This is a genomic window from Flavobacterium sp., from assembly GCF_004211145.1.
Taxonomy (GTDB): Bacteria; Bacteroidota; Bacteroidia; order Flavobacteriales; family Flavobacteriaceae; genus Flavobacterium.
On the sequence record NZ_SEBS01000004.1, the window covers coordinates 1 to 16,998 of the forward strand.

At 42.7% G+C, this 16,998-nt stretch carries 16 protein-coding genes; 6 read left to right on the plus strand and 10 right to left on the minus strand.

The features are described from left to right. A partial coding sequence (locus tag EOO50_RS02725; protein ID WP_290837661.1) for a PfkB family carbohydrate kinase occupies nt 1-300 on the minus strand: 300 nt, incomplete at its 3' end. Between the two features lie 219 nt (nt 301-519). On the opposite strand from EOO50_RS02725, the gene EOO50_RS02730 reads away from it, so the two are divergent. Then, a complete protein-coding gene (locus tag EOO50_RS02730) occupies nt 520-1,479 on the plus strand; it encodes a YafY family protein (protein ID WP_290837663.1) in 960 nt (319 codons plus the stop codon). 209 nt (nt 1,480-1,688) lie between these two features. Here the strand turns inward: EOO50_RS02730 and EOO50_RS02735 are convergent, their stop codons facing one another. Then, on the minus strand, nt 1,689-2,177 hold the full coding sequence (locus tag EOO50_RS02735; RefSeq protein ID WP_290837665.1) for a DinB family protein: 489 nt from the start codon (nt 2,175-2,177) through the stop codon (nt 1,689-1,691). A gap of 250 nt (nt 2,178-2,427) precedes the next feature. On the opposite strand from EOO50_RS02735, the gene thiL reads away from it, so the two are divergent. After that, nucleotides 2,428-3,477, plus strand: a complete 1,050-nt coding sequence (thiL, locus tag EOO50_RS02740) for a thiamine-phosphate kinase (RefSeq protein ID WP_290837667.1) — start codon at nt 2,428-2,430, stop codon at nt 3,475-3,477. 222 nt (nt 3,478-3,699) lie between these two features. Here thiL and EOO50_RS02745 read toward each other — a convergent pair whose 3' ends face one another. The 6 genes from EOO50_RS02745 to EOO50_RS02770 all read right to left on the minus strand — a co-directional run bounded on the left by EOO50_RS02745 (nt 3,700) and on the right by EOO50_RS02770 (nt 10,586). After that, nucleotides 3,700-4,368: a response regulator transcription factor gene (locus tag EOO50_RS02745; RefSeq protein WP_290837669.1), complete on the minus strand. Its 669-nt coding sequence runs from the start codon at nt 4,366-4,368 to the stop codon at nt 3,700-3,702. Between the two features lie 16 nt (nt 4,369-4,384). Further along, nucleotides 4,385-6,439 (minus strand): sensor histidine kinase, encoded by a 2,055-nt coding sequence (locus EOO50_RS02750; protein WP_290837672.1) that lies wholly within the window; start codon nt 6,437-6,439, stop codon nt 4,385-4,387. Between the two features lie 62 nt (nt 6,440-6,501). Beyond that, nucleotides 6,502-7,158, minus strand: coding sequence for a response regulator transcription factor (locus tag EOO50_RS02755; protein ID WP_290837674.1), 657 nt, complete (start codon nt 7,156-7,158; stop codon nt 6,502-6,504). Then, on the minus strand, nt 7,155-9,014 hold the full coding sequence (locus tag EOO50_RS02760; RefSeq protein ID WP_290837676.1) for a histidine kinase: 1,860 nt from the start codon (nt 9,012-9,014) through the stop codon (nt 7,155-7,157). Before EOO50_RS02760 ends, EOO50_RS02755 begins: the two co-directional genes overlap by 4 nt. 220 nt (nt 9,015-9,234) lie before the next feature. After that, nucleotides 9,235-9,507 carry a hypothetical protein gene (locus tag EOO50_RS02765; protein ID WP_290837678.1) on the minus strand — a complete coding sequence of 91 codons (273 nt, stop codon included), beginning with the start codon at nt 9,505-9,507 and terminating at the stop codon, nt 9,235-9,237. Nucleotides 9,508-9,683: 176 nt separating this feature from the next. Then, the gene (locus EOO50_RS02770) at nt 9,684-10,586 is read right to left on the minus strand and encodes a LytTR family DNA-binding domain-containing protein (protein WP_290837680.1); all 903 of its coding nucleotides are present in this window, start codon (nt 10,584-10,586) and stop codon (nt 9,684-9,686) included. Nucleotides 10,587-10,836: 250 nt separating this feature from the next. Between EOO50_RS02770 and EOO50_RS02775 the strand changes: the two genes are divergently transcribed. Together EOO50_RS02775 and EOO50_RS02780 are read left to right on the plus strand one after the other, a co-directional pair. Next, entirely contained in the window at nt 10,837-11,286 is a 450-nt protein-coding gene (locus EOO50_RS02775) for a hypothetical protein (RefSeq protein WP_290837682.1), read from the plus strand. Nucleotide 11,287: 1 nt separating this feature from the next. Beyond that, nucleotides 11,288-12,205 (plus strand): hypothetical protein, encoded by a 918-nt coding sequence (locus tag EOO50_RS02780; RefSeq protein ID WP_290837684.1) that lies wholly within the window; start codon nt 11,288-11,290, stop codon nt 12,203-12,205. 25 nt (nt 12,206-12,230) lie between these two features. On the opposite strand, the gene EOO50_RS02785 is transcribed toward EOO50_RS02780, so the two are convergent. Beyond that, nucleotides 12,231-13,775, minus strand: a complete 1,545-nt coding sequence (locus EOO50_RS02785) for a glycine--tRNA ligase (protein WP_290837686.1) — start codon at nt 13,773-13,775, stop codon at nt 12,231-12,233. Nucleotides 13,776-13,898: 123 nt separating this feature from the next. Here EOO50_RS02785 and EOO50_RS02790 point away from each other — a divergent pair, with 123 nt between their 5' ends. Then, complete coding sequence (locus EOO50_RS02790; protein WP_290837688.1) at nt 13,899-14,579, plus strand: phosphoribosyltransferase family protein; 681 nt, start codon at nt 13,899-13,901, stop codon at nt 14,577-14,579. Between the two features lie 66 nt (nt 14,580-14,645). Further along, on the plus strand, nt 14,646-16,235 hold the full coding sequence (locus EOO50_RS02795; RefSeq protein WP_290837690.1) for an Ig-like domain-containing protein: 1,590 nt from the start codon (nt 14,646-14,648) through the stop codon (nt 16,233-16,235). Here the strand turns inward: EOO50_RS02795 and EOO50_RS02800 are convergent. Beyond that, a complete protein-coding gene (locus EOO50_RS02800; RefSeq protein ID WP_290837691.1) occupies nt 16,222-16,998 on the minus strand; it encodes an amidohydrolase in 777 nt (258 codons plus the stop codon). The two genes, EOO50_RS02795 and EOO50_RS02800, sit on opposite strands and share 14 nt — an antisense overlap.

The following is a 16,998-nucleotide window of genomic DNA, read 5'->3' on the forward strand; positions in this document are numbered from 1 at the left end:
GGTCTCGAGCGCGATCATGTTTTCACGCGTCGTATTTTCGACTGGGATCACGGCGGTTTCGATGCCTTCATCGGCAATCAGTTTTTCGAGTTTCCTGCCCGACGAACCTCCGGATGTTATCGTACAGATTGATTTCCCCCCGAGCCGGTTTATGGCTTTCGACACGTTGATTCCGCCGCCGCCAGCATCGTAATTCGGCGTAGTGCAACGAATTTTCTGTTCGGCGACAAGGCCTTTGAACGTCGTACTTTTATCGAGCGAGGGATTTACGGTGAGCGTGACGATGTCGATATTTTCCATGGAATTGATTTTCTGTAAAATTGGTTTTCCCTAAAATTCCGACTAAACGCTTTCTCCCGCAAGTTTTTTACAAACAACTTAACGACAAACCCAAATTCTATCTCCAAACGAAAATCATTTCCTTACTTTGTGTGACTTATCCCAATTCGCTAATCCGCCAATCCGCCAATCCGCCAATCCGCTAATCCGCTAATCCGCTAATCCGCTAATTATCTAATTATGCCCGACGAATCCCCCAAGCGTTTCGACCGTATCGTCTCCATCCTGATCCAACTGCAGTCCAAGAAAATCGTGAAAGCCCAGGAACTGGCCGATCGGTTCGACGTGAGCCTGCGCACTATTTACCGCGACATCAGGACACTTGAAGCGTCGGGTGTTCCGATTTATTCCGAGGCCGGGATCGGATATTCGCTCGTCGACGGTTATCGCTTGCCGCCCGTGATGTTCACGCGTGAAGAAGCCTCGAGTTTCATCGCCGCCGAAAAACTCATGCAGCAATTTACCGATAAGGAATTGGGCGAAAATTATGCATCGGCCATGTTCAAGCTCAAATCGGTGCTCAGGTCGGCCGAAAAAGATCTGGTCGAGGAAATCGGATCGAAGGTTTTGGTGCGCAATTTCAATGAATCCAAAGAACACAGGGCGCCGAATGCGCTGGCTTCGATCTTTCGCAGTATCGGAGAAAAATTGCAGGTAAAGTTGTTGTATGAAGCGATTTCAGCCGACGAACCCAATGAACGTTTGGTCGAACCGGTGGGCGTTTTTCACGAGAATACGTTTTGGTATATTTTCGGGTATTGCCATCTGCGCAAGGATTACAGGCAGTTTCGAACCGACCGCATCCACGATATCCGACTGACCGAAAACAAATTCGAACTCGAGCACGACGCATTGGAATCGTATCTCAAGCCTTCGAATTTTTCAACGACTTTGGTTCGCATCGTCGCCGACAAGGAAGTCGTACCGTTCATGCAATTCGAACGCAAACACTTTGGATTCGTGTCTGAAAAAGAAGTCGCCGATGGATGTGAAATGACATTTCAAACTCGCGACCTGGACAACGGTTTCGCGCGCTGGTTCCTTATGTTCGTAGATTTTGCGACGGTTTTGGAACCGCTTTCGCTGAATTCAAGGTTGGTCGAACTTATGGAACTTGGCAGAGCGAGAATGAGGTTTTAGGTTTAGGGGACAGGGTGCAAGGCGCAAGGTGCAAGGTTCGTCTAGAAGTCCATGGATGTGCTTTTTTCAAGTCGAATAAAAAAAGAGGCAACATTTCTGCGAACGAAAACCCTACTCTAAATCCTAGACGCTTTTCCATTGAAAACAAAAAGTCCAGGATTTCCGCGAACGAAAACCCTGAACCCTGTACCCTAAACCTCACACCCATTTTACCAACGCTCCCAAAAAAACGGCGGCTCGACATTCAAAGCCCGCAAATACACGAACATCTGTCCTCTATGATGGATCTCGTTGTCGATGAAATACAAAATGTTGTGCAGGATCGGGAAATCGTACTGGCCGAAAAGGTTGAACATTTCCGGAAAACGCTCTTCAGGAATCTGCGCCCAATAGGTTTTGATTTCGGCATCGGCCTCGTCCCATTTTTGAAGATAGTCTGCTTTCGTGGCGGGAACGCTTGGTTCGGCGTACGGCGTGATTTCAGAATTTGCAATCGCTTTCAACGACGGCCCTGCGATTGAAAGTAGTTCGGTCGTCAATTGCGCCGCGGTTCTCATTCCGCCGATCGAAAACTCGAAAAAGTCTTTTTCAGGAAAAAGTTCGATTGTTCGGCGCGTCAAAAATCGGTGACCGAGATAGTGTTTCAACAATTCATGCTTGCTGATGATTGGCGTTGCGGTTGTGGCTGTTGCTTCCATGATTTTCGTGTTTTAAATTGTTATGGGTCAAAATTAGCGGCGTGAAGTGACAACGGTTTGTCAGGAGGATTTTAGATTTACAGATTTTTAGATCTCAGATTTACAGACGTGCAGACAAACCAAACCGTGTCTTTAAAATCGAACGAATCTGATATCTGTAAATCTTATTTCTGTAAATCTATTTCTGTCAATCCCAATTCTAAAATTCCATCAATCTAATAATCGTACCTTTGCCGTTCAATTTCAAATCATGCTAGAAAATAAAAATCCGCAGCGCACGAGTATTTCCCAAATGGGCGAATTCGGGCTTATCGAACACCTGACCAAGAATTTCGACATCAAACAGGCGTCGACGTTGAAAGGAATCGGCGACGACGCGGCCATACTGGATTTCAAGGGCAAAAAAGCCGTAGTGACGACCGATTTGCTTATCGAAGGCGTGCATTTCGATTTGTCGTACATGCCATTGAAGCATTTGGGTTACAAAGCTGTCGTGGTGAACCTGTCGGACATTTGTGCGATGAATGCCAAGCCGACGCAGATCACGGTTTCGATCGCGATTTCGAACCGCTTTCCGCTCGAGGCCGTCGAGGAATTGTACGCGGGAATCACGCTAGCGGCGAACGAATATAAAGTGGATGTCATTGGAGGCGACACGACGTCGTCGGTTACGGGATTGTTGATCAGCATTACCGCTTTGGGTGAAGCCGACGAGGACGAAATCGTATACAGAAACGGCGCGAAAGCCAACGACTTGCTCGTTGTTTCGGGCGATTTGGGCGCGGCTTATATGGGTTTGCAGGTCTTGGAACGCGAGAAGCAAGTGTTTTTGGTGAATCCGAATTCGCAGCCCGATCTGGACGCATACACGTATCTGATCGAACGACAATTGAAACCCGAAGCAAGAACCGACGTCAGGACGTTGCTTCATGCGCTCGAGATAAAACCGACTTCAATGATTGACGTTTCGGACGGATTGTCGTCGGAAATATTGCATCTATGCAAGCAATCGGACGTCGGATGCAATTTATATGAAGACAAACTGCCGCTTGACCCGCAGTTCATGAATACGTGCGAGGAGTTCAATATCGACGCGACGACGGTTGCCATCAACGGAGGCGAAGATTATGAATTGTTGTTCACGGTGGCGATCGAGGATTTCGAAAAGCTCAAGGCGAACCCGAATTTTACGGTGATCGGACACATGGTCGGAGCTTCGGAAGGTGCTCACCTGATCACGAGAGCCGACACGAAAATCCCGCTCAAGGCGCGCGGATGGAACGCGTTGGATGAAGAATAAAAACAAAAAAGCGATACTCCCTAATGTATCGCTTTCTGTTTTTTGTCAGTTTTCTAGTAGGTTAAGCTTATGGACTGACAAGGTTTTTTGCCCTTTCGAGCGGTTTAAATGAATTAACTTAGCATTACCGAAAACGAAGATAGACGCGACTTCCATAAAAACAATTACGGTTTCCCGCACATTTGCATGCGGCAAACCGTAAAGTCGATGAACTGCACGATTTTACAGCAATCCTTTGTTTTTCGCCTCGCGGATCAGGTCGATATCGCTTCCACCTTTTATATTCAGGGTTTCCTTGAGATTCAATTTCCGTTTTTCGACAGCGCTCAACGACAGCGGCACGAAACTCGGAATGTCTTTGGTTTTGGTACCTTTTGACAAATGATACAGGATTTGTTTGTCGAATTGGTCGATCTCGATATTGTCGTACTGGATCTGGCTGATGAGTTTTACGACGGTTTGGCTGTAGTAGTTTTCGTCGTTTAGAATTTTGTCGAAAGCCGTGAGTAATTCGTCGAACGTCAAATCATTTTTGATGACGAGTCCGTTCGGGTTGATTATTTTTACGATGTTGCTGATTTTGAGCAATTCGGTGTGCATCGTGAGCAAGATGATCTTACAATCGGGCATTTGCACTTTGATGAGTTTCGCCAGATCTTCTCCCGAATGTATATTTTTCTCTTCGTACGCCGGCATGCTGATGTCGAAAAAAGCGATGTCGAAATTCCCGTTTTGTGGCGCCGTGATGTTGTCGTAGCCCGATCGGCAGTCGTTGGCTTGGGTGATAGTGAACTCAAAATCGGACGAATTGTACCCTTTTATCGCATTTTTATAGGCCTCAATGATAAACGGATGATCGTCAACGATCAGGATGTTGATTTTTTTTGCCATGGTGTTTGTTTGATTCTTAAGCGATTACAGGTTCGATCGTAGCTTGGGACTGTTCGGTATTTGGTTTGCTTTGCGTCGGGAAAGATATTGAAATTGTAGTTCCCTTTCCTTTTTTCGACTTGATATCGAGTTTGCCGTCACATTCTTCGGCCCTGGAAACCATATTTTGCAGACCGATGCCTTTGCTTTTTTTGTCGACTGCGAAACCTAGGCCGTTGTCAGTCACTTCCAATGTGATATTGTTGCCATCGCTCAAAAGACTGACTTTGATCTTGGTCGCCTGGGCGTATTTGTTGACGTTCTGCAACGCCTCTTGAGTTATGCGGTACAGATTGATTTTTAGCGTATTGTTGATCTTGTCCCACGGAATGTTCTCGTCGATATTGGTTTCGACTTCGGGTTCGAAATTGGCGGCTTGTTCTTCCAATAAATTGTTGAGAATTGCCAGGAAGTTGTTGATGAGCACGAATTTTTCGCGGTTCAAATCATGCGAAATTTCGCGTATGTCCTGCTCTATGTTTTTAAGTTCGGTTAGGTAATTGTTGCGTTTTTCCATGGCATCGCCTCCGTCCACTTTGTTGAGGCTGTCCAGGTTCAATCGCGCTCCGAAGAGTCGGCTCAATACGCCGTCGTGCAATTCCTGGGCGATGCGTTTTTTCTCTTTTATACGGCCTTCTTCGATATTGTTTTGTTGGGCAAGCATGAGATTGTAGATGTCCTCATTCGCTTTTTGCTGAGCCTGTTTGAGCATCAATTCGCGATTCTTGGCGCGCTGGGTGCGGATCACGAATAACAACAATCCGATCATTACGGTCCCGACGAAGAATAAAAGCAGGTTGCGGTTTTGTTCGGCGAGTTTGTCTTTTTGGAGTGAGATTTCTTCGGTTTCGAATTGGATGCGGGCGAATTTGTCTTTAATCTTTCGTTCGGCTTGTTGGACGGAGTCGTCGATTCGCAAATATTCTTCCGTATATTTCTGTGTTTGCTTACGATCTACCTTTATACTTCGTTTTAAAGCCTGTAAAATATCTGTTGAGACAAGCGATTCTTTCGAGTCTTTTAATGCTTCAAAAGCATATTTTTTTGCATTGACGGTGTCATTAATCTGCGAAAAGTATTCGGAAATTCTAATTTTACTAAAAATAATTGAGGACGTTAAATTAAGACTATCGCGAATTTTTAGTGCCTCAAAAAACAGGTTAGGCAATTGTTTATAATCTTTTAATTTCAACTTAGAGTACGCAATGTTATCAATAATTATTGCATATAAATCCGGCCTACTTCCTTTGAGATTTTCTTCTGCCAATGCTTTTTCGAATTGCTGTATTGCCTCCAAATTTCGATTTTCATTTTGGTAAACGTTGCCAATATTATTTAGCGATGCAGCGCGCTGATGAAATTCGTTATTTAAATTATACTGATTAACCAATTCCAAAGCCTTATTATGAGCTTCTAATGCCTTTGGATAGTCTTTCAGTTCATTTGAAATATAACCAAGAATAGTATATGCCTCATATATTTTTTGTTTATCATCAGAATCTCTTAAAAGAGTTAATGCTTGAGTTATTAAAAGTTCACTTCCCACATAGTCATACGCAAATCCCTTCACCCGAGCCATCGTAATATATACTCCACCCAAATTTATATTATCGTCAAGTTTCTTATATATTTTCTCCGCTTTAAGGTAATTGTAAAAGGCACTATCGTTTATTTGTGCTTTATAATAATAGTCCCCGAGATAAACATAGGCTTTAGCCAAATTAACGGTATCTCTATTTGAACCTGTGGTTTTTATTATCGTTTCTGTTGTTTTTTTGTATCTCGGAAAATCTCCCAAATTATAATATCGATTTGCTACTTTAAATAATTGGGTAGTCTGCAACGAATCTGTTTCGCGTTCCACAATTATGTCGTACGCTCTGCTATTATAAATAAATCTTTTTTTTATCGGGACCGAATCGTTGTTTGCTAAGGTCAGATAAACAGCCACGCTGTCATTTGAAGCTTCTGTCTCCTTGTGTTTTTTATTAGTGCATGCCGTAAACAATAAAACCAATAAAATCCGTTCCAAGTATATTTTCATTCTCTTGAATTTTTTCAAAAGTAGTAATATCTAAGACTTAAATTATAAAATTAAACTAGTCCCTGTTTTTTTGCTGCTAAAACTATATCCTCATCGTTCCCCTTTATAATACCTAGAAAATCCTTTATCTGTACTTTTCGTTTGTCAATTGAGCTCAATGAAAGATTAAGATGTTTTGGTAAATTCTTGGTTTTTATTCCTTGACAAATCAATTTTAAAATCTCCCTATTATATTTATCTAAAAATGACTCGTCCCGGTTCATTTCAACAATACTTCGTGTTACATTGATTGTATAATGTGTATTTCCAGCAAGAATATTTTTGATAGCAAGTATCAAATCATTTCCTGAAAAATCACTTTTTACCAAAAGACCTTCGGGATTTATCTGTTTTACTATCGAATAAAGAATTATGGCCTCAACGTGGGAAGTAAGAATTATTAGCTTAGCGTTGGGCATTTGCTTTTTGATGATAGTTCCTAAGTCCTCTCCAGAGTATAATTTTAATGACTCTGCTGGAGGGATCATTAAATCTAAAAATATTAAATCGAAGTTTTTGTGTGAATTAAATATATGTTTGTAGGCGGCTTCACAGTCCGCTGCCACTGTATATTCGAAATTATAGTCGTCACCAAAAAATGAAAGAATACTTTTATATCCTTCAATCATAGCGGGGTGATCCTCAATTATTAGTATTTTTATTGTCATAAGTATATTGGTATTACAACGGAAATTTTTGTCCCATTTTTGTTTGATTTAATATCGATTTTCGCGCTAATTTCTTTTCCTCGAAAAAGAATGTTTTTTATGCCCATTCCTCTTTTAACTTTATTTAATTTAAACCCTTTACCGTTGTCATTGATATCAACGGTTAATGCGTTGTCAGAAAATTTAAACGAGAGCGAGATTGTATTTGCTCCGGAATATTTCATTGCATTTTGGATAACTTCTTGGATAATTCTGTAAATATGTATTTTTACTTTTGTGTCAAGTTCATCCCAATTAAATAATTCGTCAAACTCTACCAAGAAAAACATTGTTGAAATTGACCGATGCTTTTCAATTAGATCATTTATCAACATTTGAAATTTATTCTTTTGAACAATTTTTTCAAGACTTAAATTTTGAGATATATCTCGTATTTCTTTTTCGATATCCTGTATTTCAGCTATGTAAGGCAAACACTTTTCGATGGTTTCAATATCAGTTTTTCGACTTAGTACGAACAAATTAAGCCTTGTACTTGCTAAACGGTTCATTACACTGTCATGTAAATCCCTTGCAATCCGATTTTTTTCGTCCTGCCGTATTTCTTCAAAACGTCTTTGCTGATCGAGCATTAATCGATAAATTTCCTCATTTGCGTATTGCTGATCATTTTGAAGTTGAATTTGTTTTTGTTTCGTTCTTTGATGCCTTATAAAGAATATGAAGCCTGAAACAACTAAAATGAAAATACTCAACCCTAACATTGTCCGTTTCTGCCTGATAGCTTTTTCTTTTTCTTCGATAACTTCGTTTGTCTCGTATTCAACCCTACTCAGATTATTTTTAAGCTTTCGATCGTCCACGGTAACCATGTCATACAATTTTGCTAAATCCGACAGATACTTTTCTTTGTTAGTATTAAATTGAATCAGATTCTTTAGCGCAGCTATCTTTTCATGTGGACGATTACCTTTCTTCGCATAAAATAAGGCTTGCTGCGCTTGGCTGTATCCTTTTGACATTTGATTCGATCTCCTGTAATATTGCGAAAGATGTATTCTTGTGTTAACTTGATCTATTTGCATCGAATCTTTAATTTTTAGAGATTTTATAAAAAGTTCTTCGACCCTGCCATCGCCTATTTTCGTCTCTTCATATATTTCAGCGATGTTTTCCAAAAGAACAGAATATAGTATTATGTCTTCTTGTTTTAAGTTTTTGTATTTTAATGACTTTTGGAAAAAAGCCAACGCTTCGACGTATGCATTCTCATTTAATAACATTCTGCCGAGATTGTTGTATGCAAGACTACAACTTAGCTGTCCCAAATTATTATTTTCGGCAATGTCTACGGCCTTCTTCATATACTTGACCGCCTCATCGTTCTCATTAAGCTGATCAGAAATATAACCTAACAAACAAATAGCTTCAAATTCATTTTTGTAGTCGTTAGATTTGTAGAAATATTTTAGCGCTTTTAATGTATAAACTTCTGACCTCCCCAAGTCACCAATATTGGATAAATTTCTGGCGACTTTTAAATTGACTTCGGCTAATTCTTTATTCTTATTTAAGTTGTAAAAAGATCTCGCCGATTTCATGTAATGAGCGTGGGCAATATCTCTCTTGGTAGAAATAGTTTTATAGTAATCGCCCAAATAACTATTCCCTTTGGCTACCAAATACACCTCTTTACTTTTAATAGCGAGAGAAAGTGCTTTTTCTGTCTCGCTTTTAAAACTCTTTAAATTCCCAATGTTCCAATACCTATTCGATACTTTGTAATAAAGCACTATCTTCATTGAGTCGTCCGCTACCTTGCTAATTAGGTTTGATGCCAATTCAGAATATTTCATTCGAGATACATTATCCAATGAATCCATATTCGCCAAAGAGAGCAAATTATTGATTTCATCTTGAGATTTTTTCTTCGAACAGCTAATCGAACAGATCACGAAAATGTATAAGATGTATTTCATCATTTCATTAAAACAAAAAAAAGGACTATCGATATGATAGTCCTTCATTATTTTTTAATAGTCGTACTAAATGTTTTCTCTCGAAAACATTAGAAATTTAATCTAATTTTTTACCGTTGTCTATCGACTGTCCGTGACCTCCAGTTTCGAAATCCAGCTTTTTGCCATTATCAATAGATTGACCATTTCCTCCCGTTTCGAAATCAAGTTTTTTTCCGTTATCAATCGACTGGCCGTTGCCGCCTGTTTCAAAATCCAATTTTTTACCATTGTCAATTGACTGCCCGCGACCACCTGTTTCCGGCGTCGTAAAAGAAGTCAACACCATTACCAATGAGAATAATCCGAATGTTAGAATAGCTTTTTTCATAATTTGAGACATTTATGTTTGTGGTATCTTGTTTTGTTTCTAGGCGAATCGTTTCATTGATTCACGTGACAAACATACACACGATGTCTCGGGACAACTAGCAAATACGGGGCTGTTTGGTAGATGATGCCCGTTTGTGAGTGGATGAATAGGAAATGAGGTGTGGATGGTTTCGGTTAAATCTCCAAATAATTCCCATTCGTGATGCTATTGATGATTGCATCGACATTTTCCTTGTATGATTTCGAGAACGGAAGTTTGATACTCGTGTTCTTTATGTAGCAAACCGAATTACCATTATGAATCCTGGACACGTAATCAATGTTTACGATGTAACTGTTATGGATTCGGACAAATGGCGATGTGAGCACGCTTTCAAAGTGTTTAAGCGTCTTAAAAGCCGTTATCATTTCACCATTATATAAATGGATGTCAGTAGAATTATTGTCGGCCTGGAGATAGCAAATGTCTTTCGCCTCTATGAACCGGTAATCTCCATAAGACTTCACGCAAATGATGAGAGGTTTTACCTCACGGATAGGAGCAATTTGGAACTCGGGTTGTGACGGTTCCTCGACAACTTCTTCAACTAGCGTTTGTGGTTCGTCAAACGATTCATCTATAACAGGCAAAACCTCGGCAACCATCGGCGCGAGTTCGTCGACGATTGGCGCCGAAATTTCGATTGAAACCGGAAGATATTCAAGTTGTTTCTCGAATTTCAAAACGGTCTTGCGTAAGTCAAACGATCTGAATGGTGTGATCAAATAATCGAGTACGTCATATTTGAGCGCTTCGTATGCAAGATCAGCATTTTTCGAAGTGACGATAATTTTCGGTACTGTTTTAAGATACCGATACAATTCATTTATCAGACTCAGTCCGAGCTTACTCTCCAAATTCTGAGGCTGAATTTCAAGAAATACAATGCTTGGTGACTTTTCGAGTATCAAATCCAAACCTTCACCGTAATCCATAGCGCTTCCCGCAAAAGATAATTGCTGAAACAAAGCGGCAACGGCTTTTGTCTCAGCGATATCGTCGCGATTATCACTAATGATTACGTAAGAATGCTTCATTTGGTTAGGTTGACCAGTAAAGCAGCAATAGGTCGATAAATTTGGGGCTTATCTCAAAGTAAAATTAATTGTATTTCGACGCCAATTTGAACGGCGATTTGTTTTGGAGTCGAATATTTGGCATAATCTTATGAAATGCATGAAATGCCGTCCAACTGCAACTTACCACGAAATTATTTACTCAAATTTTACTTTATTACACTAATTTTTATATTTTTGTGTAATATTATAAATTTAAGTTGAGCAGCCCATGATTACAGGCATTTCCGACCATTTTTCGACTATTGAAGAGTTGAAGAATTTCTTTCAGGATGAAGTTACGTGCATCACGCATTTGGAAGCGATCCGATGGAACTCGGACATCGTTAGTCCATTCGACAACGCATCAAAAATTTATTCCTGCAAAGGCGGACGCTATCGTTGCAGAAATACCGGAAAATATTTCAACGTCAAAACCAACACGGTTTTTCACAATACGAAAGTGGATTTGCAAAAATGGTTTGTGGCAATTTGGATCATGACGAACAATGACCGCGTGACATCTATAGAACTTTCAAAACAATTGGATGTTACGCATAAGACGGCTTGGCTCATGCAAAAACGCGTAGCCAAATACATTTCTCAAAAAGCCGTACCAAAAACGGCTGTCGCTCAGCCAAAACAAATGCAGTTAACCGATTGGCTCGCACAACTCAAATAGCATGCTTACAGTTTTTACGGGATCTTACAACAAGCGACTCAGCGGAAAAGTAAACGGGCTTCAACCGTTCATACTGTCCGATAAATCGATAATTGTCACCAAGAAAAGTGTCAACAGGTTTTTCGGTCATACGGGAAAGTCGGACTGGCTGAACGAGTACATGCAAGGTTTCAGTCGATATGGATTGGGCGCGACGGGACTTTTGGACAAACTCTCGAATCCCGTTTTGTTTAAAACCGAGAAAAAAAGTGGATTCCCGACAATTGAAGAAGGCTACGAACTAAAGACACTCATCGCTACGTGCGAGTTCTTGCTTTTTGCCCGCCAGGAAGGTTTTTTGAGCGTGATCGAACTTAAAATCGCGAAGATTGCCGAGAACATTTTAAGTGATAACAATCAAAGCCCGTTCGCGCATCAAATCGCGGAACTTACCGGTTTCAACTTGCTTAAATGGAAAGCGCAACAAAAAATCTTCGAGACATTGCAGGAGAAACAGAAAGAGAAAGCGCACATTTGGGTAAGCGCACTTTCAGATGAATTCTGGGACTTTCTATCGGAACAGCTCAACGTAGATTGGAAAAAAATCATCAATAACCCGATTCCATCAGCTAAATTCACGCACGATTGGATCTTTAGCCGATTGCCTGAAAACACGATGGAATTCATGCGCGCCGAATCCCCGAAACGCATTTATCGCAGCAAAAAAGGGCCGCAAAACAATCAAAATCCCGGATTGTCAAGTTTCGTGAACCAACTCGTCGGATTCTACGGCGTATGCGACCAAAACCTAAGCATCCTGGACCAACTTCTCAGCAAATCGCATCCGAAACTGCGAACGGTACTTTTGCCCGAAGAAGCGCAAAAACCCGAACTTTCGCCCTTCTCACAACAATTGCGCGAAGCCGTACTAAAAAAATAAAGCCTCCGAATTTGGAGGCTTTTTATTATTTGGTCTTCATCAACCAGTTTCGGACTGAAACTTCCTTCTCGATGATCTCGCGCAAATCGGCAATCGCCACGCGGTCTTGTTTCATCGAATCGCGGTGACGAATCGTAACCGTATTGTCTTCGAGCGTCTGGTGGTCGACCGTAATACAAAACGGTGTTCCAAGCGCATCCTGCCTTCTATAACGACGTCCCACGGCATCTTTCTCGTCGTACGCCATGTTGAAATCCCATTTAAGGTCGTCCACGATTTTCTGCGCCAATTCTGGGAGCCCGTCTCTTTTAATCAACGGTAAAACCGCAGCCTTGGTCGGCGCCAAAACCGATGGCAATGACAAAACCGTCCGAACCGATCCATCTTCAAGCGTCTCTTCTTTCAACGACTTCGAGAACACAGCCAAAAACATCCGATCCAATCCGACAGAGGTTTCCACGACATAAGGCGTGTAATTCTGGTTCAACTCGGCATCGAAATATTGCAGTTTACGCCCTGAAAATTGCTCGTGCGCCTTCAAATCGAAATCGGTTCTCGAATGGATTCCCTCCAATTCCTTGAATCCGAATGGAAAATTGAACTCGATGTCGGCCGCCGCGTTCGCATAATGCGCGAGCTTTTCATGGTCGTGGAAACGGTAATTCTCTTTGCCAAGTCCGAGCGACAAATGCCACTTCAAACGCGTTTCCTTCCAATATTCGTAATATTTCATCTCTTCGCCCGGACGAACGAAGAATTGCATTTCCATCTGTTCGAATTCGCGCATCCTGAAGATAAACTGGCGTGCGACGATCTCATTTCGGAACGCCTTCCCGGTCTGTGCGATTCCGAAAGGTATCTTCATACGACCCGATTTCTGCACGTTCAAAAAGTTCACGAAAATTCCCTGGGCCGTTTCGGGACGCAGGTACAAATCCATCGCGCTATCAGCTGAAGCGCCGAGTTTCGTGCCGAACATGAGGTTGAACTGACGCACTTCGGTCCAATTTCTTGAACCCGTATCCGGATCGGCGATTTCCAATTCCTCGATCAACGCTTTTACGTCGTCCAAATCTCCATTTCCGAGCGAACGGCCCATTCGTTCAAGAATTTGACGCTCCCGGGCCTTGTATTCCATCACACGCGCGTTGGTCGTCACGAATTCCTCCTCGTTAAACGCTTCACCGAAACGCGTACGTGCCTTTTCTATTTCCTTTTGCGCCTTCTGGTTGAGTTTCTCGGCGAAATCCTCAATGAGAACATCGGCGCGGTATCTTTTCTTCGAATCTTTATTGTCGATGAGCGGATCGTTGAACGCATCGACGTGGCCCGAAGCTTTCCAAGTCGTCGGATGCATCAGGATCGCGGCGTCGATACCGACGATATTCTCGTGCATCTGAACCATCGCCTTCCACCAATATTCGCGGATATTTTTCTTCAATTCGGCTCCATTCTGACCGTAATCGTAAACGGCGCTGAGCCCGTCGTAAACTTCACTCGACGGAAAAATAAAACCGTATTCCTTGGCGTGAGAAATCACATTCTTAAATATATCTTCCTGCTTTGACATGATGCGTTTTGTTGATTTTTGAGAATTCAACCGCGAAAGTAAAAATTATTGGCCGAGGCTGAAAATTTAAATCGGTTTTACGTTCATATTTCCTAACTTTAATGTTTTAAACGCCATTCAATTATGTTCAAAGCCTTACTCAACCTGTTTTTCCCGGCGGTCTGTGCCGGATGTGACGAACTTCTACTCCAAAGCGAATCGGTTATTTGTACGAATTGCCGTCACGAAATTCCACTCACCAAACATCATTTACTGGCCGACAACGAGGCCGCGACAAAATTCTACGGACGAATTCCCGCCGAAGCCATCGTCACGTTCATGTATTTCCAAAAGAAAGGCATTGTGCAGGAGTTGATCCACAAGCTAAAATATAAAGGTTGCGAGGAAGTCGGAACCGTTATCGGACATTGGTTTTCGGGCGATTTAAAGAAGACTCGGGCCGTTTTCGCCCACGAGATCATTCCCGTTCCGTTGCATCCGAGGAAACTCAAAAAACGCGGCTATAATCAAGTCACGACGTTCGGAAAAGCACTGTCGGAATCACTTGAGATCCCTGTGAATGATTCGCTCCTCGTCCGAAATTTCTATTCGAAAACCCAAACCAAAAAAAACCTGTGGAATCGGTCGGAATTGAAGAAATCGCTGTTCCAGGCCAAGTTCTCTGAAGCCGACCACGACAAACATTTCCTGCTCATCGACGACGTGCTCACGACAGGTTCGACGCTAGAAGCCTGCAGCCGCGCGTTGCTTGAAATTCCGGGCGCGAAAGTAAGTATCGCATGCATGGCTTTTTCACATTCATAAATCAATCAAAAACATTTCGCTGCGATGAAATATAATCGTTATTTTGTGCATCGAATTCAAATTGCGTTGAAGAATTTTACCAAATATCTCGCGTTACTGCTGTTGGCCGCCACGATTGGATGCGCCAAGCGCGGCACGATTACCGGAGGCGAGAAAGACACGATTCCGCCGACGTTGCTGCAAAGCATTCCCGCGAATTTCTCAAAAAATTTTAAAGGCCAGTCATTCAAGCTCGTGTTCGACGAGTACGTGAAGATGAAAGACGTGAGCAAAAACCTCATTATCTCTCCTCCGATGAAGGTCGAGCCGATCATCATGCCGTCGACTGCGAGCAAGGTCTTCACGATCAACATCAAGGACACGCTGCAACCGAACACGACCTACAGCTTCAACTTCGGGCAAAGTTTGCAGGACAATAACGAAGGAAATCCATATTCCCAATTCAAATATGTGTTTTCGACGGGAGATTATATCGATTCGCTTAGTCTCGGCGGACGAATCAAGGACGCCTATTCGCTAAAGACCGACAATTTCGTGTCGATAATGTTGTACAAGGTCGACAGCACGTACAACGATTCCATCATCTACAAACAACCGCCGCGTTATATCACGAACACGCTCGACAGTCTAAAAACGTGGCGCCTCGAAAACCTCAAGGAAGGCAAGTATCTGTTGATCGCGCTCAAGGACAACAACAATAACAAATTTGACCCGAAACGCGATAAGATTGGGTTCCAAAAAGAATACATTACCATTCCGAACGATACGGTCTACGAACTCGAACTCTTCAAGGAAGACGTGCCTTTCAAGGCGATGAAAGCCACGCTTGACGCAGGAAACAAGCTTTTGTTGGGATACGAAGGTGATCCGACCGACATCAAGGCGACGCTCAAGAATGGGCAAGACGTGCTGCAATCCGTCGTTACGAAAGTGCCCGACAAGGATTCGGTGAACATCTGGTTCAAACCCATCAAAGTCGATTCGTTGCATCTTGATATTTCACGAGCCGACTTCAAATCGGAGTATTGGGTCAAGATCAAGGCGCAGAAAAAAGACACGCTTACGTTCAAACCAAACGTGAGCGGAACTTTGCCGTTGCGCTCGAAGTTCGTGTTGGAGCCGTCGGTTCCGCTCGTCAAATTCGACGAAACGAAAATTTCGGTGACGAAGAAAGATTCCTCGGCCGTGGCATTTACGACGAAATATGACGAGTTCAAGCGCGAATTCGAGATCGATTTCCCCAAAGAACCCGTGGAAAAATATCAGATACGGATACTACCCGGCGCATTCACCGATTTCTATGACGCGGCGAACGATTCGCTCACATATAAACTCTCGACCAAAAGCACCGCCGAATATGCCAACATCCGCGTCACGCTCGAAAATGTGAACCGATTCCCAGTGATGGTCGAACTCACGAATAAAAACGGAGACGTCATGTATAGCGAATACAGCGAAAGTGCGACGGTTATCGATTTCAATTCGGTCGATCCGGCGTTGTACACGTTGCGCCTGATCTACGACGACAACAAGAATAAAAAATGGGATTCCGGGAATTTCCTGCTGAAACGACAGGCCGAGGAAGTGATTTATCTGCCCAAGGAATTCCAGGTGCGCGCCAACTGGGATTGGGAACAGCCGTTTACTTTACCGTAATCGAATCGCGGTCTTCAAGAAAACTGAATTTTTTCCGGACTTCCAACATCGGATTTTTCTCCAAAGTCGCCACGAAAATACCTTCGTTTTCCCAAGCCGAGACGAGGTATTCGCCCATAAAATCAAGCACTTGCGAATGCCCGGGATATTCGAGGCCGTTCGGATCGGTGCCCGTTCTATTCACTCCGACTACATAACTCATATTTTCTATCGCACGCGCTTTAAGCAACGCGTCCCAAGCGGCGATTCTCGGCAAGGGCCAGTTCGCCACATAAATCAATAAATCGTAGTATTCAGTATTTCTCGAAAACGCCGGAAAGCGCAAATCATAGCAAATAAGCGGGCAAATCCTGAATCCTTTGTACTCGACCAACAAACGCTTTTTGCCCGCCGTGAACGCGACGTGTTCACCCGCAAGCGAAAACAAATGGCGCTTGTCGTACTGTTTGATTTCTCCATCTGGAAAGACAAAAAGCAAGCGATTGTAGACGTTCGCGCCCGATTTGATGACCAAGCTTCCCGTAATCGCGCAATTCTTCTCGACCGCAACCGATTTCATCCATTTTACGGTTTTCCCGTTCATCGTTTCGGCGACGTTTTGAGGCGACATCGTAAACCCGGTCGAGAACATTTCAGGCAACACGATCAGATCGACCGATTGTGAGATCGCATCGATCTTTTCGCGAAAAAAATTCCGGTTCGCCTCGGCGTCTTCCCAAACCAATGGCGATTGAATGAGCGCGGTCGTAAGTTGGTTTTGCAT

What these genes read in the sequence shown, in the direction of transcription:
- EOO50_RS02730 (WP_290837663.1), top strand. Translation starts at nt 520, where the DNA reads ATGCCCGACGAATCCCCCAAGCGTTTCGACCGTATCGTCTCCATCCTG.
- EOO50_RS02735 (WP_290837665.1), bottom strand. Translation starts at nt 2,177, where the DNA reads ATGGAAGCAACAGCCACAACCGCAACGCCAATCATCAGCAAGCATGAA.
- thiL (WP_290837667.1), top strand. Translation starts at nt 2,428, where the DNA reads ATGCTAGAAAATAAAAATCCGCAGCGCACGAGTATTTCCCAAATGGGC.
- EOO50_RS02745 (WP_290837669.1), bottom strand. Translation starts at nt 4,368, where the DNA reads ATGGCAAAAAAAATCAACATCCTGATCGTTGACGATCATCCGTTTATC.
- EOO50_RS02755 (WP_290837674.1), bottom strand. Translation starts at nt 7,158, where the DNA reads ATGACAATAAAAATACTAATAATTGAGGATCACCCCGCTATGATTGAA.
- EOO50_RS02760 (WP_290837676.1), bottom strand. Translation starts at nt 9,014, where the DNA reads ATGAAATATTCTGAATTGGCATCAAACCTAATTAGCAAGGTAGCGGAC.
- EOO50_RS02765 (WP_290837678.1), bottom strand. Translation starts at nt 9,507, where the DNA reads ATGAAAAAAGCTATTCTAACATTCGGATTATTCTCATTGGTAATGGTG.
- EOO50_RS02770 (WP_290837680.1), bottom strand. Translation starts at nt 10,586, where the DNA reads ATGAAGCATTCTTACGTAATCATTAGTGATAATCGCGACGATATCGCT.
- EOO50_RS02775 (WP_290837682.1), top strand. Translation starts at nt 10,837, where the DNA reads ATGATTACAGGCATTTCCGACCATTTTTCGACTATTGAAGAGTTGAAG.
- EOO50_RS02780 (WP_290837684.1), top strand. Translation starts at nt 11,288, where the DNA reads ATGCTTACAGTTTTTACGGGATCTTACAACAAGCGACTCAGCGGAAAA.
- EOO50_RS02785 (WP_290837686.1), bottom strand. Translation starts at nt 13,775, where the DNA reads ATGTCAAAGCAGGAAGATATATTTAAGAATGTGATTTCTCACGCCAAG.
- EOO50_RS02790 (WP_290837688.1), top strand. Translation starts at nt 13,899, where the DNA reads ATGTTCAAAGCCTTACTCAACCTGTTTTTCCCGGCGGTCTGTGCCGGA.
- EOO50_RS02800 (WP_290837691.1), bottom strand. Translation starts at nt 16,998, where the DNA reads ATGCAAAACCAACTTACGACCGCGCTCATTCAATCGCCATTGGTTTGG.